This window comes from Streptococcus fryi (genome assembly GCF_053206505.1).
The window spans coordinates 14,466-35,602 of the sequence record NZ_JBRUGW010000004.1; the positions used below are offsets into that span (position 1 = coordinate 14,466).

The following is a 21,137-nucleotide window of genomic DNA, read 5'->3' on the forward strand; positions in this document are numbered from 1 at the left end:
CCGATAGTGACGGTCAGCTACTACCTCATTGATGCGATTGCTGCTTCAAGAAGTTCAATCTGTTTAATCGTTTGTTCTGCTGTTACAACACTAGGAGCACCATTTACAATCGTGTCATATAATCTCTGATAAACCCTACTATAGTCACCTAGCACTGTTGGTATAGATTCTTTGATGAATTGCCCATTTTCATCTGTTCGCGTTAAAACACCATAATGCTCAGGCAAATCTTGACCGAAATCAGCATTATTTGGCATATAAAATGCTTTTAGATGTTCCTCCTGACGATCTTTAGATGATTTCACAAAAACTCCCTGTTTACCGTAGACAACAAAACTAGGGCGTTCAAGCAATCTAAAATAACTCGATTTAACCGATATTTTCAAACCATCATAATATAAATCAATATCAAAATAATCATTCATACGGTTTTGACCAAGTAAGGCACGGACATCAAAATGCACATCATCTGGCATGCCCCAATAAGAGTTGACTTGGTCCAAGGTATGACAAGCATGACTATAGACAAAACTCGTTGCTAACGAAAAGTCACGCTCTTGTTCTGGAACTTCTGGTCGAAAATAATCAAAGTGCATTTCTACTTCAAAAACATCACCTAGTTGTCCACTTTCAATCACTTTTTGAACTGTCAAAAAATCAGAATCATAGCGACGATTTTGATAACACTGTAAGACTAACCCCTTTTCTTGTGCCAAAGCAAATAATTCCCTAGCTTCATCAGCTGTTGCCACAAAAGGTTTTTCACATAAAACATGTTTGCCATGCAAAAGAGCTTGTTTGATATAAGCATAGTGGAACTCCAGAACTGTGGAAATCACAATCAAATCAATTTCTGGATCCATCATGACATCATCCACTTTGGTTGTATAAGAAACTCCCTCCACTTTTTCCCATATCTCATGCGATAAACGAGGCGAATAAATCGTCTTAATCCGATACAGTTCAGGCAATTTCTGGACAAAGGGAATATGGTAGCGATTGGCACTCTTGCCGTTACCAATATAAGCGATAGTTAGCATATTTATTCCTTTCTTGATATAAAAAGTGGCTACAATGAGCCACCGTTAAACATTACATTTTTTCTTCTAAGGTCACATCTGGATATTTGTCAGCAAACCAACGAAGGGCAAAATCATTTTCAAATAGGAAAACAGGTTGGTCAAATCTATCTTTCGCTAATATATTACGGCTTGAACTCATACGTTCATCAAGGTCTTCAGGTTTAATCCAACGAACCGTCTTTTTACCCATCGGTGTCATGACAACTTCAGCATTGTACTCGCCTTCCATACGGTGTTTGAATACCTCAAACTGAAGTTGACCAACAGCACCAAGCATATATTCACCTGTTTGATAATTAGTATAAAGCTGAATAGCTCCTTCTTGCACCAATTGTTCGATCCCTTTATGGAATGATTTTTGTTTCATGACATTCTTAGCAGATACTTTCATGAAAATTTCCGGGGTAAAGGTTGGAAGTGGTTCAAACTCATATTTGTTCTTACCAACGGTCAGAGTATCTCCAACTTGATACGTCCCTGTGTCATAGACACCGATGATGTCACCTGCAACAGCATTTTCAACATTTTCACGACTTTCTGCCATAAATTGCGTGACATTGGATAACTTAACACCTTTACCAGTACGAGGTAAATTGACACCCATACCACGTTCAAATTCACCCGAAACAACACGAACAAAGGCAATTCTATCACGGTGACGAGGGTCCATATTAGCTTGAATTTTGAACACAAAACCTGAGAAGTCTTTATTTAAGGGGTCAATAACCTCACCAGTAGTTGTCTTATGCCCATGTGGCTCTGGTGCAAACTCTAGGAAAGTATCAAGAAAGGTCTGAACACCAAAATTCGTCAAGGCTGAACCAAAGAACACAGGAGTCAAATCACCAGATAAAATGGCTTCACGAGAAAACTCATTTCCAGCCTCTTCTAACAACTCAATATCATCAAGCACTTGCTCATAGAAGGGGTTATTAGCAAAAATAGTCGCTCCATCCTCCAAAGCCGCAAAACGCTCCTCACCACGATAAAGTTCCAATCGCTGATTATGAAGGTCAAACAAACCTTCAAACGATTTCCCCATACCAATCGGCCAATTCATCGGATAACTCGCAATACCAAGAATATCTTCTAATTCTTGTAACAAATCAAGCGGCTCACGACCATCACGGTCAAGCTTATTGATAAAAGTAAAGACCGGAATGTTACGATGTCTCACGACCTCAAAAAGCTTCTTCGTTTGTGCTTCGATACCCTTAGCAGAGTCAATAACCATAACAGCAGCATCCACCGCCATTAAGGTACGATAAGTGTCTTCTGAGAAATCCTCATGCCCAGGGGTATCAAGGATATTCACTCGTTTACCCGCATAGTCAAACTGCATGACCGATGATGTCACCGAGATACCACGTTGTTTTTCAATATCCATCCAGTCGGATTTAGCAAAATTACCAGTCTTTTTACCTTTAACCGTACCAGCTTCACGAATTTCACCACCAAAATAAAGTAACTGCTCTGTAATTGTCGTTTTACCAGCATCCGGGTGACTAATGATGGCAAAAGTACGGCGTTTTTTTATTTCATCTTGTAAACTCATCTCATTCTCTTTTCATTCAATACTAGGCTTTGCCTGTCTTTCTAACTCATCTATTATAACGAACTTAGCCGTTTTTTTCAATTTATCTAGGCTTTGTTTCTAAAAATATCTCCTATCAACAGTAAAGTATTTTAAATAATGCTAACTTTAACTAAATTTTAGATAAAAATCTAGTCTCTATCAGATTTGTTAATCTATCACCAAAACAAAAGAAGCTGGAAGCCAACTTCTTTGTAAAGATTATTTTTTTAACTGTAACACTAAGTTTTCTTGACGACTCTGATACTTCTGAATAGTATAGGATACCAGAGAGATGGCTATGATTAAGCCAACTGATACAATCATATAATTACCAAATACCCCATGATTACCAACCAAAGGTGGATTGGTTAGGAAACCATAATCACCATTGGTCAAGACATTAACTGCCACTAAAAAAGCATTAATAGACAGGGTAAATTGGACAATTTTCTGATAGGATAACCGTTCATAACTGTAATGATTGTGAACATAGATTAGGGCATTACCAAGTAAGGCATAGTGCCCAATAAAGAACGAAAATATAGTCACATGTGGGAAATGAAAAGGATCCATGACAGGATAGACAAAAGCTGCTATTGTTCCAAAAATACCTAATAAAGCGAAGTACTGTTTCAATGCGAAGCGATTAGGTAATAATAAGACGACAAACATGGCCATCCGACAATGGTATAAAGGCAAACTCTCTGCCAATGGTGTTGCCGTAGCGAAGTACCAACCGTAAAGTAGTACTAGCTGAACAATTTGAAGCCCTTGAAAAAATCTCTGATACCAAACCTGATTGTGATAACGTGATGCTGTAAAAAAGACTAAACCTAAAAGGGTAAAAACAATTGCATAACTAAATAGTGTCATCTCTGGGGGACTAGTTCTGATATTTGTAAAAAATGAATTCATACTTCCTCCTAACCAACGAGCTCATCTACAATAGCCACTAAATTCATTGAGTTACTGCCCTTCAACAATATTTGGTCATTACTTCCTAAATCTGTCTTGATTTGCTCAAGTAAAGCATCAAAATCATCGTATTCAGGGGTTTTAGCAAAGTAGGTAACCCTATCTGTTCCAAATTGATCTATCGCTAATTGAGCTAAATGTTGAATATCAGCACCATAGAAATAGAGTCTATCTAAATGCTCCTTATCTAGGCTGTCAATCATCTGATCGTGTAAACGAATAGACTCAGAGCCTAATTCTTTCATATCAGCCAAAACAACTAATTTCCGTCCACCATCATTAGCTGGAATAGCCGAGAACGTTTCCAAAATCAACTTCATAGCTGTTGGATTAGCATTATAAACATCTGACAGAATATCTGCCCCATTACTTGCCTTCTTCCATTCAGTCCGATTCTTCGTCAATTCCAGATTGGCAAGCGCCTGCACGATATCAGTGGCTGATATACCTTGCAAGTGTCCCACATAGGCTGCTAACATAGCATTGGTCGCATTATATTTACCAGTAACTGGTAAGGTAATTGTGTCTGGTAAAAAATTGACCTTGAAAGTTAAATGTTCCTTATATTCAACAAGATCTGTAAGCATTAAGTCAGCAGTTTCACCAAATCTAACCAACCTTAAAGATGTTGGTAAAAAAGGTTTTGCAATCGGATCATCTGGCAAAATCAAAACGCTATCTTTTGCCATCCCATCAACGATCTGCATTTTCCCCTGAGCAATCTGGTCACGACTACCAAAGAACTCCAAATGAGCTTCACCAAACAAGGTGATAACTGACAACTTAGGTTTAGCTATTTCTGACAGTAACTTAATGTCACCGAGATGGTCTTGCCCCATTTCTAAAACAAGTTTTTGGGTATCATCAGGCATATGTAAGACAGTATAAGGTAAACCAATATCATTGTTGTAATTGCCTTGTGTCTTATAGGTTTTAAACCTTGTTGCTAATACATCATGAATCATGTCTTTTGTTGTTGTTTTGCCATTAGAGCCTGTCACGGCAATAACATCAACACCTGTTTTTTCAAGATAGTAAGCTGCTAAATCTTGTAAGGCTTGAAGACAATCCGTCACCAGCAAATGTGGGTAATTGACTGGTTTTTCAGATAAGGTCACCGCACAACCCCTAGAAAAAGCCAGTTCTATAAAGTCATGGCCATCACGCGCTCCCTTCAAGGGAACAAATAAATCTCCCTCTTCAATCTGGCGACTATCAAATTCAACATGATTTAAAGCGACGTTATCATAGTCACCATAAGCATTTTGAGCTTTGACGACCTTAGCCACTTCAAAAAGATTTAGTTTCATGATTACTCCTAAGATCTACGGCAATTTCGTCTGTCTAAACCGTAGTGGTTTACATTTATGTCGTCTATTATACCATTTTTCAGACCATTTGGTAAATCTCAGTCTCATTTCAGACGACTTTTCTAAACAACTCCTTAATTGGCAAACAAAAAGAAGCAGAGTAAAATCCAACTCCACTTCAAAAATTCAAACAATCTCTTAAATCAGGTGACTCTCACGTTTGACAAACATTTCCTTAGCCAAATTAACCAACTCTTCAATCAAATCTGGGTAAGCAATCCCCATATTAGCCCAAAGAAGAGGATACATCGACCATTGGGTAAAACCTGGCATTGTATTCAATTCGTTAAGGAAAATCTCTCCAGATTCGGTCATGAAGAAATCGCAACGAGATAAACCACTACCACCAAGCACTTTGAAAGCCTTAGCTGCGTAATGACGCATCTTCATCATTGTTTCTTTATCAATCTCTGCTGGGATAGCCATAGTAATCTTATTATCAATATATTTGGCTTGATAATCATAAAACTCGACGTCTTTGACCACCTCTCCTGGATCAGTTGTTTTAATCTTGTGATTCCCTAAGATACCTACTTCGATTTCACGAGCTGTTACGCCTTGCTCAACAAGAACACGACTATCATACTTGAAAGCCAGTGTTAAAGCATCAAACAACTCTACACGATTAGTGGCTTTTGAAATACCTACACTTGAGCCCATATTAGCAGGCTTAACAAAGACTGGATAAGTCAGTTCAGCTTCAATTTCTTCCATGCGTTTTTCAAGGTTTTTTCCCTCAAAAACCGCCTTAAACGCTACTTGAGGGATGCCATTACTCGCCAAAACATATTTGGTCGTAATCTTGTCCATGGCAACACTTGACGCATGAACGGTCGTCCCAACATAAGGCATACGAAGCGTTTCCAAGAAACCTTGGATAGAGCCATCTTCACCCATTGGCCCATGAAGTACTGGAAAAACAACTGCACCTTCTTCGTAAATATCACTTGGTTTAACCTTCTGACTGAGGTCTAAGGTGTCATTTGTCATTAACTTTTCATCTGGACTTGGCGTCGTTGTAAAACGTTGTGTTCTGATAAAATCTCCCGACTGACTAATAAAGTAAGTTTTAACAGAAAATTTATCATAATTGACAGCTCTCATGACACTCTCAGCAGACAGAACGGATACCTCACGCTCAGCAGAGCGTCCTCCATATAACAGAATCAAGGTTTCTTTAACCATTTTCATTCTCAACTTTCTTTTGCATTTTATTGATTTAATATCATCAAGAATTGTATTGTGTGACCAGACTTATTATCCTATAATTCTGTTCGATTTTCAATCGCTCGAAGTAAGGTCACTTCATCAGCATACTCAATATCACTACCTACTGCGAGACCTCTCGCCAAACGTGTGACCTTAATACCAGCAGGTTTTAGGACGCGAGAGAGGTACATTGATGTTGCTTCACCATCAGCTGTTGCATTGGTTGCGATGATGACTTCTGTCACTTTACCATCCATAAGGCGTGTAATAAGCGATTTTAAATTGATATCATCAGGACTAACACCATTCATTGGAGAGATTAGACCATGTAAAACATGGTAAAGACCTCTGTATTCTTGGATTTTTTCCATAGCCGAAACATCTTTACTATCTTCTACAACCAAAATCGTTGTCTCATCTCGACTAGTATCCGTACAAATAGCGCAAGGGTCATCATCTGTTAGATTACCACAGGTTGAACAATAGGTCAACTCTCGCTTGGCAGCCAACAAATTCTTGGCAAAGTCATTAACGTCATCATCAGACATCCCAATGGTATAAAAGGCTAATCGAGTTGCTGTTTTTATCCCGATACCAGGTAGCTTAGAGAAACTATCAATCAATTTCGCGATTGGTGTAGGGTATAACACTTTTATTCTCCTTTGTCTTCTTGATTAAGGTATTTGGTATGATAGGTATTAATAATATCTCTGGTAATCGCTTGACTAACCGTACCTAACAATTCTTTATTGTGGGGTAAGACTACCGCGACAGCGATTTGTGGTTGGTCACTTGGAGCATAGGCCACAACATTGAGGTTTGAGGTATAAACCATTTTGCCTTCCCTATCCTTAACATATGATTCAGCCGTTCCCGTTTTGGCTGAAATAGAGACTGTAGCTCCTTCAGCTATCTGTTTACCTGTCGCTAAGGAACTACCACTATGAACAACATTGTAAAAACCTTGTTGGATAATGGCCAATTGATCTTGGGAAATAGGAATTTGATTAAACTCTTCTGAACTCACTGGCTGATCTAAGGCACCTAGGCTGCCATCAAGATTGCTATCATATATCCCTGACACCAAGCGAGGTGCCAAACGTCGACCACCGTTAGCAATGGTAGCAACGTATTGAGCTAACTGCATTGTCGTATAGTTATCAAACTGTCCAAAGGTTTCCGTCAAGACATTGCCAATATCAAAATCCTTAGGTATAAAACCAATCGATTCATTTGGTAAATCAATACCCGTTGAAGTCCCTAAACCATATTGTGCGTACGATTCTCTCAGCTTAGTCATGGTATCTTTATAATGAGAGGTCTCTAAAATCATACCAGGAGTGTATTCTTGTCCCATCATTTTTAATGCCATTTGCACCATATAAGTATTAGATGAGTATTCCAATGCTTGACTGGCTGAAATAGGTAATGGACCACCTGTAAACCATGATTTTATTGGCTGAGATGAGGCAAATTGGATAACTTGGTCTAACAATACCGTGTCTCCTTCAAGGACATGATTTTCCCAACCTGCCGATAGGGTTGCTCCTTTAACCACAGAACCTGGTGTGAAAACTTCTGTAATAGTTCCTAAAGCATTTTTCGTTAACTCATGCGTTTCAATATTATGTTTGAAACCTGCCATCGCTAAAATAGCACCCGTAGATGGCTCTAAAGCAACAGCATAAACCCCTTCAGATAAATCTGTATGCCCTTTTTCTAATTCTGATTTAAAATAAGACTCTAAAATACGCTCTACGTCGCCTTGAAAATCAAGATCAATGGTTAGCTTTAAATTTTGACCTTTTTTACCTTCTTCTAAAATAGCATCGTAAACAATATTGCCTTTACGATCAAGCTCAACTTGTCTAACTGTCTTTGGCCCCTGTAAGTAGGACTCATATTCTTTTTCAAGAAAACTTGTCCCAACACGGTCATTCAAAGAGTAGCCTTTTTCTAAGTAACCTTCAACCTCCTCAGCAGGCAAACCAGCATCCTCACTAGAGACCACTCCGACAATTGAGCTCAGTGAAGTATCTAGTTGCTTACGGTACCACTCTGAATGAACAGAGATACCCGTTAATGTCTCTTTATCAGATAAAATACGAGCAATTTGCTCCTCACTTAAATCAGCTGTCTTCAGAGAAATGGTCGAAAATAATCTTGCTGCATTCATTCTGCTGAAGAGATAAATATGTTTTAATTCATCATCTGAGAATGTGATTTCATCTTCAGTTACAGCTTTTACAGCATTGGCATAAACGGTTGATTCTGCTAAACGGTTACCAAATGTATCGTACTTTTCTTCACGTGGCAAACGGTCTATCACCTGACGATAATTCTCTCCATCTGCTAAGAAATAATCTCTTTTCTCCCTGTCAGTCACCTTGTTTTCGGTTAATTCAGCATAAGAAGATAAACGTTGCGCCAGCTCTTTTAAAAAAGCAGCTGACATCTGATTTGTTCTCGTAAAAGAAAGAACATCCTTGATTTCATTTTCCACCAAAGGCCTATCCTTAGCGTCATAAATCTGACCTCTAGGACCCGCAGTCTTAACGGTATAAGTAGTTAGTGCTGTTAACTTGTCGATATAAAAAGCTTGATCAATAATCTGCATCTGGAACAGTTTTACAATCAAGCCTGAAAACACAAGGACAACAATAAAAAAAAGAAAATTGAGACGGTTAGCTATCTTAGAACTAACACGCCTTTGACGACTATGCTTCACTTCATTTTTGTCTGACATTTATTCCCCTAATCCAAAAAATGCTCTAAGTCTATTTTACCATACTTCTGGATACACGGAGGAGCAAAACTTATTTTTCATAAAAATTCTCATCATTTGCTAATCAAGTCCGATATGACATCTGACTTAATTATCTGTTAAACTGCTCTAGGTACCCCATCTTTTTAATAGACATAAGTAATAAGCATAAAGCCAGCTTGTTATTACTTTGGTTTTACCTTTTGATAAAAATACCTATATTTTTATGATGATTTGTTCAAAACAGATTCTTGCCATACTTCTTTGGAAGCTTCATATCTTGCTAAAGCCAGATCGCGTCGTTCTGCATGATCCACTATCGGTAAGGGGTAATCTTTACCTAGCGAGATTTTCAGTGAGACTTGCAAGTCTCTTGGCATTTTCCAAGGTTCATGAATATATTTTGTAGGAATCTTGGCTAACTGCGGTAAGTAAGTTTTGATAAACTGACCTTCAGGATCAAAGCGCTTGCTCTGCGTCACAGGATTAAAAATCCTGAAATAAGGAACTGCATCTGTACCTGTTGAAGCAGCCCATTGCCAACCTCCGATATTACTAGCTGCATCATAATCTATTAACATCTCTTGAAAATAAGCCTCTCCCCAACGCCAATCAATCAGCAAATCCTTGGTCAAAAATGATGCCACAATCATCCGTAAACGGTTATGCATCCAGCCTGTTTGTCGTAACTGTATCATCGCAGCATCAATCAAAGGATAACCAGTTTCACCTTTTTGCCACTGCTCAAACCATATCGGATTATTGTCCCATAAGACATGATTGAAAGACAGATTAATCGCCTGTGTCTTCTGTGTGGGATAGGCCACATAAATCATATTGTAAAAGTCTCGCTAAGCCAATTCCTTGATAAAGGTTGCTTTTCCTTGACTTGCCGGTGCCCTGACAACTGCGTCAAACACTGTTCTGATACCAATTAAGCCACACCTAAGATAAGGTGATAGGCGACTTGTTCCCTTGATAGCTGGCAAATCACGTTTCTCATGATATTCTGCCAAGCCATTGTCCACAAAATCAGCCAAACTATTTTTAGCTTGAGCGTGTGTTAATTCCAGAGCATTATCTCTTTGATATTGTAAGGTTGCTACTTGTTCTAAATCAGACGTCTCTTGTGGTAATTGGTACCAACGCCCTTGGCTCATATTAATAGATATAGGTGTTTCTTTGGCTAGTTCTATCCATCGCTTATAATAGGGAGTAAAAACCTTATAAGGCTGACCCAATTGATTACGAATCTCTTGACTCCCATGCAAATAATGATCTTGATAAGCATGAATGGTAATTCCATTGTCCCTAAAAAAACGAGCGGCTTCTTGGTCACGTAAACGCCCAAAACCAGACTCATCATAATTAAAATAAACAGCTTCCCAACTAGGTAACTTGACTTTCAAGGCTTCAAAAGAGGAGAGCAAATCGCCGTACATGAAATATAAGTCAATCCCTTCTTCCTTGAGCAAAGCTTGCAAATGAAAAACGCTAGTAACAAAAGCTTGCTGATTTTTGGAAGGCTTGCTACTAAGTTGCTGGGGATTAAAGTGAAAGACGCAAAGTAGCACATCTTGACTGGCAATTGCCTTGGCCAAAGCTTTGTGATCATCAATCCTCAAATCACGCCGAAACCAGACTACAGAAACCATTTGCCCTCCTTACATCCTAATGCTAATCCCATTTGACCATAAAACAGCTCCCCTAAACACGAGTTAACTAAATGACGGTAACAAAAAAATCCCGAATCGGGATTCTAACATGATGACGGACTAGCCTTATTTTAACTTGCTGTGTTGTTTCGAATAGTTCCACGCCATTATTATACCACAATCACTGGCTAAAGCAAGACTTTTGAGTCAGTTTAGGGCATTTTTTCAATTAGACACCACTATCAGAGATGACGCTGACGTAATTGGTCAAGAGTCTTTTGGAAAATCTCTGGTGCTTCTACTGAAAACTGCAAGGTCTCACCTGTTCTTGGATGGGTAAACCCAAGCGTTTTGGCATGTAGAAACTGCCCCTGTCCTGCCAATGTTTTACGAGGACCATAGGCTGGATCTCCTGCAAGCGGATGACCAATATAAGCCATATGAACCCTAATTTGATGCGTACGACCTGTTTCCAAAGTCAATTCTACCAAGGTGAAATCACCAAAGCGTTCAAGAACCTGAAAACGAGTTAAAGCTGGTTTCCCCTTAGCTGTAACGGCTTGTTTTTTACGGTCTTTTTCTGAACGACCAATTGGTGCTTCAATAACACCTCGGTCATTAGGTAAATTGCCGTGGACAATAGCAATATACTGTCTAAGGGATTTTTTGTCTTTAAGTTCCTGAGCCAAAGCTTGATGAGCCTCATCATTTTTGGCTATCATTAAAAGGCCTGATGTATCTTTGTCAATCCGATGCACGATACCTGGCCTCACGACACCATTGATGCTCGATAAATCACTCATATGATACATCACAGCATTGACCAAGGTTCCTGAAGCATGACCTGCCGATGGGTGAACCACCATCCCTTGTGGTTTGTTAATCACTGCGACATCACTATCTTCGTAAACAATATCTAAAGGAATGTCCTCAGCAATATAATCTAATACAATCTCTTCTGGCACCTCATAAGTGATAACATCACCTGCTTTGACGGCATACTTAGCTTTGGCTGGCTTACCATTCACCAAAACAGTCCCTTTTTTGATTTCCTCGTTAGCTTGACTTCTCGACAGTTCAGTCAAATCAGCAAGCGCCTTATCCAATCGAGTACCCGAACACCTTATCGTTAATTCCATTTTATCCTTCTCTCCATAGGGCTAACATTAAGATAGCAACCCCAACTGTTAAATAAGCATCTGCCACATTAAAAATAGCAAATGACATAAAATCCAAATGCACCATATCTACGACATAGCCCAACCTTAGACGATCGATAAAATTTCCAATCCCACCTGCCATAATCAAGGTCAAGCCCGTAAATAAGAGGCCATTAAAACTCTTTTGTTTTATCAAATAATAAGCAGCATAACCGAGAACTGCAACCGTAATAATGGTAAATAACCATTGTTGATGCTGCAATATCGAAAAAGCTGCACCATAATTACGCAGATAGGTTAAGCTGAAAATAGGCGGGCAAAAAGGAATAACCTCACCTAACTCGATGTGTTTTACCGTCCAAAATTTGCTCCACTGATCCAAAATAATCAATAGGGTCCCTACTACTGCAAAATAATATTTTTCCTTCATTCTTCTATCCTAACTTCTGGTTTATAAGTATCAAAATAAGCTCTCATGACCTCTACAAAACGCTGACCACAAGTCGATAACTTAACATCTCTACGTTTGACATAGACCATCTGATTGTCCGTTGCATCTTTTAAAGGAATCACTGTAATACCATTAACACTATTCTGATCTAAAAAGCCAGAACCCGTTGCATAAGCATCTGTACGTTCTAAAATCCCATTTAAAGTCGCTCTATCTGTCACATGATAAGTCATTGATGGTTCACCAGAAGCCACTAAATTTTCAGAATAATAAAGATATTCATCCTTTTCTTGAGTAAAGCGAGCAGTCGGCAGTCCTTTCAAATCATCTAAACACAAGTAAGGCTTACTAGCCAAGGGATGATTTTTACGGAGATAGATATGGGTCTGAAAAGCAATCAAGGTCATAAATTCTAAACCTTGCTTATCCATCTTTTTGATAATGCCTTCTCTGTTTTGATCATTCATATAGATAATTCCTAAATCACTATGCCCGTCAATCACATCATCCAAGATTTGAACCGTTGTACTCTCAAAAATTCGTAGACTCTTATATTCTGGATAGCGTTTTGAAAATTCCGCCATTAAAGGAGGCAAAAAATCATAATGCTGACTAGCAATCGAAAATTCCTTAACGCTATCTTCTGTCGACAAGTATTGCTGTTCAAAATGATCAAATTGGTCAAGTAAATGTTGTGCTTTTTCTAAAAAAATCTGACCACGTCTGGTTAACTGGACACCTGCTGTCGTTCGTCGAAAAATCTTGAATCCCAATTCTTCCTCTAAATCTTTGACCGATACAGATAGGCTTGGCTGGCTCACATAAAGCTGATTAGCCGCTTCTCGAAATGTGCCACTATGAGCAATAGCAACGACATAACGTAATTGTTGAATATTCATAGAAAGCCTTTCTAACACTGTTATGTCTATTATACCAAAAATCAGAGCGAAAATGAGTTACAAATACCGAAAAGCTAGTCAACTCAAAGCTCACTAAGGGCAAAATCCACAAGACTATATTCCAAACTCCAAAAACCAAAAAAAGTGCTAGGACAATCTCTCTAGACCCTAAAACAATCGAAATTCTTAAAGAATGGTACACGTTCAGGACAAAGGAGCTCTTATTCAAAAATGAAGATGGCTGTCCAAAAAGTATAGTCCATGTGAACAATCTGTTGAATCGTTTCTGGAGGAAACTACCAGACTTCAAACGAATGACACTCCACGGATTCAGGCACACTCACCGTTCGATACTCTTTTAAGCTGGAGCTACTACCAAGGAAGACCAAGAGCGGTTAGTTCACGAAAACATTCAGACAACTATGGACATCTATGCACATGTCACTCAAAAAGCAAAGAATGAAGTTGCCGACAAGTTCGCTTCCTACATTGGTTTTTAGAATATGGGTACCAAAATGGGTACCAAAACAAAAAAACAGGCCTTCCGAAATCTCGGAAAGCCTATTGTTAAGCCATTTTCAGACTTATTTTGCGATTGGGTAAACAGATACTTGTTTTTTATCGCGTCCTTTACGTTCGAAACGAACAACACCTTCGATTTTTGCGAAAAGTGTATCATCACCACCACGTCCTACGTTAAGACCTGGATGAATATGAGTTCCGCGTTGACGGTAAAGGATTGAACCACCTGTTACAGTTTGTCCATCAGCAGCTTTAGCACCAAGACGTTTTGCTTGTGAATCACGTCCGTTTGATGTTGAACCTCCACCTTTTTTGTGGGCGAAAAGTTGCAAGTTTTCAAGATTCTTAATTAGCATAGTATATATCCTCTCTTATGATTGTTGTTATCCTAAAGATGACAATTAAGCGTTAATAGCTTTAATAACAACTTTAGTGTAAGGTTGACGGTGACCTTGTTTACGGTGGCTACCTTTTTTAGGTTTGTACTTAAATGTTACAACCTTCTTTTGTTTACCTTGTTTTTCAACAGTACCAACAACAGTTGCACCAGCTACAAGTGGTGTACCAACAACAGTTTTTTCTCCACCGACAAGAACAACTTGATCAAAAGTTACTTCTGCTCCTGCTTCAACGTCAAGCTTTTCAACATAGATTACTTGATCAACTTCAACTTTAACTTGTTTACCACCAGTTTTGATGATTGCGTATGTGCTCATGTGCACCTCCTAGAAATTTTTGTTTGAGGTTTCCCTCTGTGAAGACTCGCCTAAGATCGTGAGATAAACTACTTAAAACGATTGTCGTGCGGTTGCACAGGATGTGCATCTAGTCAACAGTCCTATTTTATCATAAGACTTCTAGGCTAGCAAGTCATACGACCCTATTTTTTCATTATTTTTGCTTTACTGAGACCGCCACACAGGAAAACAGAACTGTCTTAATCAGTTTCAACAATGCTTGAGGGTCAAACCCCGGATGAGTTGACAATACTTGATATGTTTCTGTTCCCTCATGATAGTAAGTAGGCGTCATGATGAAGCCATTGGCTTCATAGAATGCCAACCGCTTCAAACGCTGTTCGATATTAGAGCTACTATAATCAACTTTTTCTATTGTTACGACTAAAGGCTTATGTTGAGCCTTACTAGTTAGGGTTTTCAGAATTTGAGTACCGATCCCTTGTCCCTGAGACTCTTTCTCTACAGCTAGGAAAAAAAGATAAGACAATTCATCTGACGATAAGGTATATGAAAATCCTACAAAATGATTAGACCTATAGTAAGCCATACATTTTGCTTTTTTTCTCAAAATGCCTAACCAAAATAAAGCTAAGGGAATACGCTCCTCTTTAGGAAATGAACGTTCATAGAGATCTTTGACTAGCCAAAAATGGGACGAGAATACAGAAACTGATACACTTTGTAATGTTGTTATCTGATTCACCACTGTAAATTCACCAACTCTTTAATATCTTTATAAGCTGTATCAACGCGCTCTTTCATGCTATCTGGCAGTTCATCTCGGTATTTACCACCCTTAATAAAATCTTCCAATAACATTACCCTATAATCTTTATGTTGATAACCTTCAGGTGCATAGGTGTCCTTAGGCCAAGACCAGACCATAGTAGGATGAGCCTTGACTGCTTTTATTTTGGTTTTCTGACCTTTTTTCTCAAAAGTAACATCCATCAACAATCCACGCTCTGTCCATACATTCCCCAAAGTCTCAAGACTTTGATTAGAAATAAAGTTCCCCATTGAATAGATGATAAACTTGCGTTCACCGTCTTTCGTAACAACTTCTGATGGCTCAATAACATGAGGATGTCCTCCAAAAATAACATCTGCTCCCCAATCAATCATCTTGTGATAAAGGTCAATCTGTTCTTGTGTCGGCTCTAAAGCATACTCTACACCCATCTGGGGCATAACAATTGTCACATCTGCTAATTGTTCAGCCTCTTTGATGTCCTTTTTAATTTGCTTAGGATCTAAATCAGCCAGATGATTTTGGTATTCTTCTTTTGTTAATAGACTTTCCATACCATTGTAGCCATAAGCATAGGCTAAGATAGCTATTTTTATACCATTAACCTCTTTTACCAAAATACCCTCTTTTTGACGATTTTTGGTGTAAATACCAACTGTATCCATTCCTAAATCATTAAATAACTTTTTAGTATTTAAAGCACCTGACAAATGAGAATCTAGGATATGATTATGAGCCAAATCCGCAACATCATAACCTGTCTCTTTCATCATCTGGATGGTTTCAACAGGAGCGTTGAACAGTGGGTACCCTGCTAATGGGAACTGGTCACTAACTGTCCCTTCATAATCACCAATAGCTAAATCAGCAGCAGAGATGTATTCTTTGACATATTTAAAGTATGGAGCAAAATCATAAGTTCCATCTGCTTTCTTCGCGCTAGTATAGAGGATATCATGATATAGAATATCACCATTAGCAACCACTCTCGCTGTTCGTACCTGATTAGACTTTTTATCTGGTTTTTTTACAGCAGAATAACCCGTCAAATCCATAACAATTGCAATAAGAAACATGATTGCAATGAGTGAGGTTGAGATATACACAGCTAACTTATACTTAGACATATAGAGCACCTGACCTTTCAAATCATCTTACTCTCATTATAGCATTAAATTGACTCTACTAGTATCTTTTCATCACTTTTTATTATCATTTTCCGACTGGCTTAACTGCTTATTTTGCCAAAACTGATCGCAAAATGAATGAGTAATCTTACTAGAGCAACTAAAAAGAAGAACTAAGTTAGTTACTCAGCCTCCTTCAAAAACTCTATTAACTATAACAAATCAGCAATCAAATCATCGACCATGTCCTTTTGACTGTCCGCTGGTGATAATTCTGTCACCTTAATACCTGCAACAGCACGTGCTACCAAACCATCAATATCAAGACGTCGTTCATACTGTTCAACATTTTTTAATTTCGGATTGGTTTTTGGCTTATCAGGTGCAAAAATGGTACAACAATCCTCGAAAGGTTGGATAGATAAGTTGAAGGTATCAATCTCTTGTGCGATATCAATAATTTCAAGTTTGTCCATCGTTACAACTGGTCTAATGACTGGTGTGTTGGTCACAGCATTAATCGCCTGCATGCTTTCTAAGGTCTGACTGGCAACCTGTCCTAAACTTTCACCGTTAATTATAACAAGTCCTTTACGTTGTTCGCGAATAGCGTCTGTGATACGCATCATGAAACGTCTTGTCAGTGTCATCATGTAAGACTCTGGTGCTCTTGACTTGATTTCTTCTTGAATTTCTGTGAATGGCACTTCAATAAATTGAATATTTCCACCAAACTTAGTCAATTTTCGAGCCAAATCCTGTGCTTTTAAAAGAGCACCAGGACTGGTATAAGGAGGACTTGCAAAGTGAACAGCCTCTATCTTAACACCTCGTTTAAGGGCTAAATAACCTGCAACAGGAGAATCAATCCCTCCTGATAACATCAACATTCCCTTACCAGAAGTTCCTACTGGCAGACCACCAGCACCCTTGATTTTTTCGTGTGAAATATAGGCTGCCTCATCACGAATTTCTACCTGTAAATTAACATCTGGTTGTTTCATCTGTGCTTTAATCTGTGGTAATACATCAAATACAGCATCTCCTAAAACAACGTTTAAATCACGACTGTCCAATTCAAAGGTATGATCACTACGGCGACTTGAAATCTTAAACGTCATCCCTTCTTGGTACAATTCTGTCATAATCTCACGAACAGCAGTTTTCAGTTGTTCTACATCCTTGGTGACCTTATAAACAGGAGAGAAAGCCTGAATCCCAAATACTTTTTGAAGGGCTTCGGCAACAGGCTTATAATCTGCGCCATTAAGATACACATGCGCCCTATCTCTATCTGCTGTAACCTTGACCATCTCAAAATCGGACAAAACATCTTGCATATTACGTCGAAGACTTGTGATAAACAAACGACGATTCTTTCCTTTAGTTGACAGTTCACCATAGTGAACCATGATTTCTGAATATTGCATGATATCCCTTTCTTAACCTCTCACTTTAGCTGTTTGTTGATAAATCTGATTAAAAATACTTAAAAATTGCTCGACTTGACTCATATCATTACCATCTCCAAGACTGATACGAACAGCTGTTTGGGCGTTTTTTACGGGAACCCCCATAGCAATCAAGGTTCCTGCTGGTTTACCTGCTCTCGACGAACAAGCGCTTGTTGTGGAAATGAAAATATCGTGTTCTTCCAGAGCATGAACCAAGACTTCACCACGAATGCCTTTGATACCAAAGGTTAAAACATGTGGGGCAAAGTCCTCACCAAAACCAGAGAAAATGGTCACATCTGGATAAGTCAATAGACCGTCTGCTAAGGCTTGACGAAGCTTTCTCAAGTGGTCTTGTTCAGAGGTGCACTTTTCCATGACCATACGCAAGGCCTTGGCTGTTGCCGCAATAGCTGGCACATTTTCTGTCGTTGAACGTAAGTCTGACTCCTGACCGCCACCAGTCAGATAAGGCATAATCGCCTTTCCAGCTTTTTTATAAAGGAAACCAATACCTCTTACTGAATGAAACTTATGCCCAGAAAATGATGCCATATCCACGCGCTCAGGGAGATAAGTTTCTGTCGGTACATGACCAATAGCTTGAACAGCATCGACATGGAAAGTAATGGTTGGTTTGTCTGCTAACATGTCTGCAATAGCTCTAATCGGTTGCACAGAACCAATTTCATTATTGACAGCCATGACAGATACTAAAATCGTCTCTGGGCGTAGTAAGCTCTCAAATTTTTCCAAATCAACAAAGCCTTCCTTAGTAACAGGAGCAAAATCAACGTCAAATCCTTGCTCTCTCAACCACTTTGCTGATTCTTTAATGGCTGGATGTTCAATATCAGACACAATCAAGTGATTGCCATAAGGACGCTTTTCTAAAGCAACACCCTTAATCGCCCAGTTATCACTTTCCGTACCACCAGATGTAAATAATATCTCATCAGCTGATTTACCAATTAACTCTGCAATTTGACGGCGTGACGCCTCTAATATCCGATTAGCCTGACTTCCTAGACGATGTAAGCTCGATGGATTACCAAAAATTTTAGTCGCTACTTCTTGATAAGTTTGCAAGACCTCTGGATAGGGTTGGGTCGTTGCGGAATGGTCAAAATAAATCACAAAATTACCTTTCTCAATCTTAATCTCTAAAAACAGTTAAAAGCCCAGTCGGGCTTTTGTGCTGATTTATTATATCATAAAACAACTCAGGTTTGCCAACAAAATCATCCCCACATCTTTGCCCGAAATTGTCGCCATTGTTTTTTAGATAGGAACCACAAGATGATCAAAAGACCTTCGTAAAGGATAAAAAAGAGGACAAAACACGCTAAGAAAAACGGTGCTGGCAAGACCAAAATGATAGGATCACGGTCTGGATGAAACAACCAACTAGAGTCTCCTGGAAACAAAACAGTATGAAAGAGGACAAAGAAACGTTCAAACCCAATCAAAACACCAAATAAAGCGATGACAAGTGGACTAATGAGTGCTCCAAACCAAACCCTTTGAGTCTTCCACAAAAGCTGTTGTTGATAAGCTGTTTTCAAAAATAAATAACTTGGCACAGTTAGCAACAAAACAAGCGTTTGTGTCAACTGAAAAAGAACCTTAACATCTGCAAAATGTTTCAAGCCTGATGCTGATGAGGGAAAATCAGGCATGGCGAGTTGGGTATGAAAAGGAGACACGAGATAGATCATCAAATGATTAAAATTAGCACTGATAACCGATTTAGACAGGCCGCTCCATCGATCAAGGTCAAAATGATCAATAGCAAAGGGATAAAGTAGCCAAGCTAGATAAATGGTTGCTAAAATCGACAAGGCTAATAGCCACAAAAGAGTTATCCCTACCCGCCATCTATGCTTCATCAAATGACCACTCCGACAAACTTGATACCACATGCGTTGGTGCAATTGGCAACGTCGCTATTTCTTCAGGCTTGGTAAATCCTGTCGTCACCAATAAAGTTGACATCCCGTTTTGAATACCTGACATGATATCTGTAAGGTAGTTATCTCCAACCACAATCGTCTCCTCACGCGACACACCCAAACGCTCCAAAGCCTTATCCATAATGATCGCTTCTGGTTTACCAATAATAGTTGGTGTGACACGAGTTGCTTTTTCAAGTAAGTCAATTATAGCACCTGCGCCAGGTAACAAACCACGTTCAGTTGGGATGTTCAAATCTGGGTTTGTACCAATAAAGACAGCTCCTTTTTGAATAGCTAAGGTTGCTTTCGTCAATTTCTCATAAGTCAAATCAGTATCCAACCCAACAACAACATATGCTGGATGCTCATCGTCCATGCGATAACCAGCATCTAGCAAAGCTGTTTTGATACCTGTTTCCCCAATCAAATAAACCGTCTTTTCTTTGCCCAAATCATTCATGTAATCAACAGTCGCCAAACTGGCTGTATAAATGGTTTCAAGTGGCGTATCAATATTAAATTGACTAGATAACATTGCCTGAACAGCTTGAGGTGTTCGTGTCGTATTATTAGTCACAAACAAATGTGGAATACCTTTTTCTTGTAACTGATGGACAAAAGCCTCGCCAGCTGGGATACGGTCCTTTCCTTTGTAAATCGTTCCATCTAAATCAATCAAATAACCTTTATACATATTAGTACCTTTCTTCATTTTTCAATATTTAACCCACTCTATATGAACTTGAACACAAGATTGACTGTCAGTCAAAAAAGCATGACGAGTCGTCAATCCCTCTATATTAGTCCGTACTATGACAGTCTGAGTCGGTGCGATTTCTTTAGTGTAGGTGATCACCAGTGTTTTAGGAACATGTTGACTCACAAACACCAATGGCAAACTCTCATAGACCCATTCAAGATAGCGACTATTATTGACATGCCCATTACTATCCACATCAAAATAGCGAATCGGGCAAATCTGCTCATCACCAAACTCTAATGCTTTTAATCTAGGTAAACGAGGAGATTTCTTCTCCGAAATCTCTTGAAAACCCTGTAATAACTCTTTGGGCATGCCCACTAATTGACGACTAACAGGATTGATTAAGACAAAGCTCGTTTCTACCTCTAGCAAAACCTCACCTGTTTCACTATAAAATGTAAATCCTCTTAAACAAAAATAACGGTTGTAAGCTATAACTTCTGTTTTGATAGAAACTTGTTCACGATAGACAGGCAAGCGATGGATCTCAATATGATGACCTGTCACCACCCAAACGAACTGATAAGTCTCAAACAACCACTCCTCTGATAATTGTAACTGCTTGAGGTGGTTCTCCGCCACTAACATCGCAACAGCAATGAGATTAGGTAAACGGCCATTCTGATTGAGGTCAACATCATAAAAAGATAGTTCTATCTGCTCTTGGTAAGTCCTCGTCATCTC

19 protein-coding genes, 2 pseudogenes and 1 other annotated feature are annotated in these 21,137 nt (G+C 38.9%); of the genes and pseudogenes, 1 reads left to right on the top strand and 20 read right to left on the bottom strand.

Features of this window, described 5'->3' with window-relative positions; translation table 11 throughout:
* Window positions 1-20: 20 nt before the first annotated feature.
* The 11 genes and pseudogenes from ACVRZH_RS02100 to ACVRZH_RS02150 form a co-directional block, all read right to left on the bottom strand.
* Window positions 21-1,040: a Gfo/Idh/MocA family oxidoreductase gene (locus tag ACVRZH_RS02100; protein WP_447453674.1), complete on the bottom strand. Its 1,020-nt coding sequence runs from the start codon at window positions 1,038-1,040 to the stop codon at window positions 21-23.
* Window positions 1,041-1,092: 52 nt separating this feature from the next.
* Window positions 1,093-2,637, bottom strand: coding sequence for a peptide chain release factor 3 (locus ACVRZH_RS02105; RefSeq protein ID WP_447453675.1), 1,545 nt, complete (start codon window positions 2,635-2,637; stop codon window positions 1,093-1,095).
* A gap of 240 nt (window positions 2,638-2,877) precedes the next feature.
* A complete protein-coding gene (locus tag ACVRZH_RS02110) occupies window positions 2,878-3,573 on the bottom strand; it encodes a YwaF family protein (protein ID WP_447453676.1) in 696 nt (231 codons plus the stop codon).
* An 8-nt stretch (window positions 3,574-3,581) separates the two neighbouring features.
* Window positions 3,582-4,943, bottom strand: coding sequence for a UDP-N-acetylmuramoyl-tripeptide--D-alanyl-D-alanine ligase (locus tag ACVRZH_RS02115; RefSeq protein ID WP_447453677.1), 1,362 nt, complete (start codon window positions 4,941-4,943; stop codon window positions 3,582-3,584).
* Between the two features lie 198 nt (window positions 4,944-5,141).
* A complete protein-coding gene (locus ACVRZH_RS02120; RefSeq protein WP_447453721.1) occupies window positions 5,142-6,188 on the bottom strand; it encodes a D-alanine--D-alanine ligase in 1,047 nt (348 codons plus the stop codon).
* 77 nt (window positions 6,189-6,265) lie between these two features.
* Entirely contained in the window at window positions 6,266-6,862 is a 597-nt protein-coding gene (gene recR, locus ACVRZH_RS02125) for a recombination mediator RecR (protein ID WP_447453678.1), read from the bottom strand.
* Window positions 6,863-6,864: 2 nt separating this feature from the next.
* Entirely contained in the window at window positions 6,865-8,958 is a 2,094-nt protein-coding gene (pbp2b, locus tag ACVRZH_RS02130; protein WP_447453679.1) for a penicillin-binding protein PBP2B, read from the bottom strand.
* Window positions 8,959-9,200: 242 nt separating this feature from the next.
* Window positions 9,201-10,631, bottom strand: a pseudogene (locus ACVRZH_RS02135) (cryptochrome/photolyase family protein).
* A 242-nt stretch (window positions 10,632-10,873) separates the two neighbouring features.
* Window positions 10,874-11,770 (bottom strand): RluA family pseudouridine synthase, encoded by an 897-nt coding sequence (locus ACVRZH_RS02140; protein ID WP_447453680.1) that lies wholly within the window; start codon window positions 11,768-11,770, stop codon window positions 10,874-10,876.
* A 1-nt stretch (window position 11,771) separates the two neighbouring features.
* Window positions 11,772-12,221 (bottom strand): signal peptidase II, encoded by a 450-nt coding sequence (gene lspA / locus ACVRZH_RS02145; RefSeq protein ID WP_447453681.1) that lies wholly within the window; start codon window positions 12,219-12,221, stop codon window positions 11,772-11,774.
* Window positions 12,218-13,141 carry a LysR family transcriptional regulator gene (locus ACVRZH_RS02150; RefSeq protein ID WP_447453682.1) on the bottom strand — a complete coding sequence of 308 codons (924 nt, stop codon included), beginning with the start codon at window positions 13,139-13,141 and terminating at the stop codon, window positions 12,218-12,220. The genes lspA and ACVRZH_RS02150 overlap by 4 nt, the downstream gene beginning before the upstream one ends.
* 86 nt (window positions 13,142-13,227) lie before the next feature.
* On the opposite strand from ACVRZH_RS02150, the pseudogene ACVRZH_RS02155 reads away from it, so the two are divergent.
* A pseudogene (locus ACVRZH_RS02155) lies at window positions 13,228-13,641 on the top strand (tyrosine-type recombinase/integrase); the annotation flags it as partial.
* An 84-nt stretch (window positions 13,642-13,725) separates the two neighbouring features.
* Here the strand turns inward: ACVRZH_RS02155 and rpmA are convergent.
* The 9 genes from rpmA to ACVRZH_RS02200 all read right to left on the bottom strand — a co-directional run bounded on the left by rpmA (window position 13,726) and on the right by ACVRZH_RS02200 (window position 21,134).
* A complete protein-coding gene (gene rpmA / locus ACVRZH_RS02160; RefSeq protein WP_447453683.1) occupies window positions 13,726-14,019 on the bottom strand; it encodes a 50S ribosomal protein L27 in 294 nt (97 codons plus the stop codon).
* Window positions 14,020-14,064: 45 nt separating this feature from the next.
* Window positions 14,065-14,379: a 50S ribosomal protein L21 gene (gene rplU / locus ACVRZH_RS02165; RefSeq protein WP_447453684.1), complete on the bottom strand. Its 315-nt coding sequence runs from the start codon at window positions 14,377-14,379 to the stop codon at window positions 14,065-14,067.
* Between the two features lie 32 nt (window positions 14,380-14,411).
* Window positions 14,412-14,483: a sequence feature (ribosomal protein L21 leader region), on the bottom strand.
* 71 nt (window positions 14,484-14,554) lie between these two features.
* Window positions 14,555-15,106, bottom strand: a complete 552-nt coding sequence (locus tag ACVRZH_RS02170) for a GNAT family N-acetyltransferase (RefSeq protein ID WP_447453685.1) — start codon at window positions 15,104-15,106, stop codon at window positions 14,555-14,557.
* Window positions 15,103-16,230: a CapA family protein gene (locus ACVRZH_RS02175; protein WP_447453722.1), complete on the bottom strand. Its 1,128-nt coding sequence runs from the start codon at window positions 16,228-16,230 to the stop codon at window positions 15,103-15,105. The genes ACVRZH_RS02170 and ACVRZH_RS02175 overlap by 4 nt, the downstream gene beginning before the upstream one ends.
* Window positions 16,231-16,493: 263 nt before the next feature.
* Window positions 16,494-17,711 carry a tRNA uracil 4-sulfurtransferase ThiI gene (gene thiI, locus ACVRZH_RS02180; RefSeq protein WP_447453686.1) on the bottom strand — a complete coding sequence of 406 codons (1,218 nt, stop codon included), beginning with the start codon at window positions 17,709-17,711 and terminating at the stop codon, window positions 16,494-16,496.
* A gap of 12 nt (window positions 17,712-17,723) precedes the next feature.
* Complete coding sequence (locus tag ACVRZH_RS02185) at window positions 17,724-18,872, bottom strand: cysteine desulfurase family protein (protein WP_447453687.1); 1,149 nt, start codon at window positions 18,870-18,872, stop codon at window positions 17,724-17,726.
* Window positions 18,873-18,976: 104 nt separating this feature from the next.
* Entirely contained in the window at window positions 18,977-19,624 is a 648-nt protein-coding gene (locus ACVRZH_RS02190; protein ID WP_447453688.1) for a TIGR01906 family membrane protein, read from the bottom strand.
* Window positions 19,614-20,384: a TIGR01457 family HAD-type hydrolase gene (locus ACVRZH_RS02195; protein ID WP_447453689.1), complete on the bottom strand. Its 771-nt coding sequence runs from the start codon at window positions 20,382-20,384 to the stop codon at window positions 19,614-19,616. The genes ACVRZH_RS02190 and ACVRZH_RS02195 overlap by 11 nt, the downstream gene beginning before the upstream one ends.
* 21 nt (window positions 20,385-20,405) lie before the next feature.
* Entirely contained in the window at window positions 20,406-21,134 is a 729-nt protein-coding gene (locus ACVRZH_RS02200; RefSeq protein ID WP_447453690.1) for an acyl-ACP thioesterase domain-containing protein, read from the bottom strand.
* Window positions 21,135-21,137 lie beyond the last annotated feature (3 nt).

Excerpts from the sequence above, each read along its gene's own strand:
- ACVRZH_RS02100 (WP_447453674.1), bottom strand. The coding sequence starts at position 1,040 with ATGCTAACTATCGCTTATATTGGTAACGGCAAGAGTGCCAATCGCTAC.
- ACVRZH_RS02105 (WP_447453675.1), bottom strand. The coding sequence starts at position 2,637 with ATGAGTTTACAAGATGAAATAAAAAAACGCCGTACTTTTGCCATCATT.
- ACVRZH_RS02110 (WP_447453676.1), bottom strand. The coding sequence starts at position 3,573 with ATGAATTCATTTTTTACAAATATCAGAACTAGTCCCCCAGAGATGACA.
- ACVRZH_RS02115 (WP_447453677.1), bottom strand. The coding sequence starts at position 4,943 with ATGAAACTAAATCTTTTTGAAGTGGCTAAGGTCGTCAAAGCTCAAAAT.
- ACVRZH_RS02120 (WP_447453721.1), bottom strand. The coding sequence starts at position 6,188 with ATGGTTAAAGAAACCTTGATTCTGTTATATGGAGGACGCTCTGCTGAG.
- pbp2b (WP_447453679.1), bottom strand. The coding sequence starts at position 8,958 with ATGTCAGACAAAAATGAAGTGAAGCATAGTCGTCAAAGGCGTGTTAGT.
- ACVRZH_RS02140 (WP_447453680.1), bottom strand. The coding sequence starts at position 11,770 with ATGGAATTAACGATAAGGTGTTCGGGTACTCGATTGGATAAGGCGCTT.
- lspA (WP_447453681.1), bottom strand. The coding sequence starts at position 12,221 with ATGAAGGAAAAATATTATTTTGCAGTAGTAGGGACCCTATTGATTATT.
- ACVRZH_RS02150 (WP_447453682.1), bottom strand. The coding sequence starts at position 13,141 with ATGAATATTCAACAATTACGTTATGTCGTTGCTATTGCTCATAGTGGC.
- rpmA (WP_447453683.1), bottom strand. The coding sequence starts at position 14,019 with ATGCTAATTAAGAATCTTGAAAACTTGCAACTTTTCGCCCACAAAAAA.
- rplU (WP_447453684.1), bottom strand. The coding sequence starts at position 14,379 with ATGAGCACATACGCAATCATCAAAACTGGTGGTAAACAAGTTAAAGTT.
- ACVRZH_RS02175 (WP_447453722.1), bottom strand. The coding sequence starts at position 16,230 with ATGTTTCTTATTGCAATTGTTATGGATTTGACGGGTTATTCTGCTGTA.
- thiI (WP_447453686.1), bottom strand. The coding sequence starts at position 17,711 with ATGCAATATTCAGAAATCATGGTTCACTATGGTGAACTGTCAACTAAA.
- ACVRZH_RS02190 (WP_447453688.1), bottom strand. The coding sequence starts at position 19,624 with ATGAAGCATAGATGGCGGGTAGGGATAACTCTTTTGTGGCTATTAGCC.
- ACVRZH_RS02195 (WP_447453689.1), bottom strand. The coding sequence starts at position 20,384 with ATGTATAAAGGTTATTTGATTGATTTAGATGGAACGATTTACAAAGGA.
- ACVRZH_RS02200 (WP_447453690.1), bottom strand. The coding sequence starts at position 21,134 with ATGACGAGGACTTACCAAGAGCAGATAGAACTATCTTTTTATGATGTT.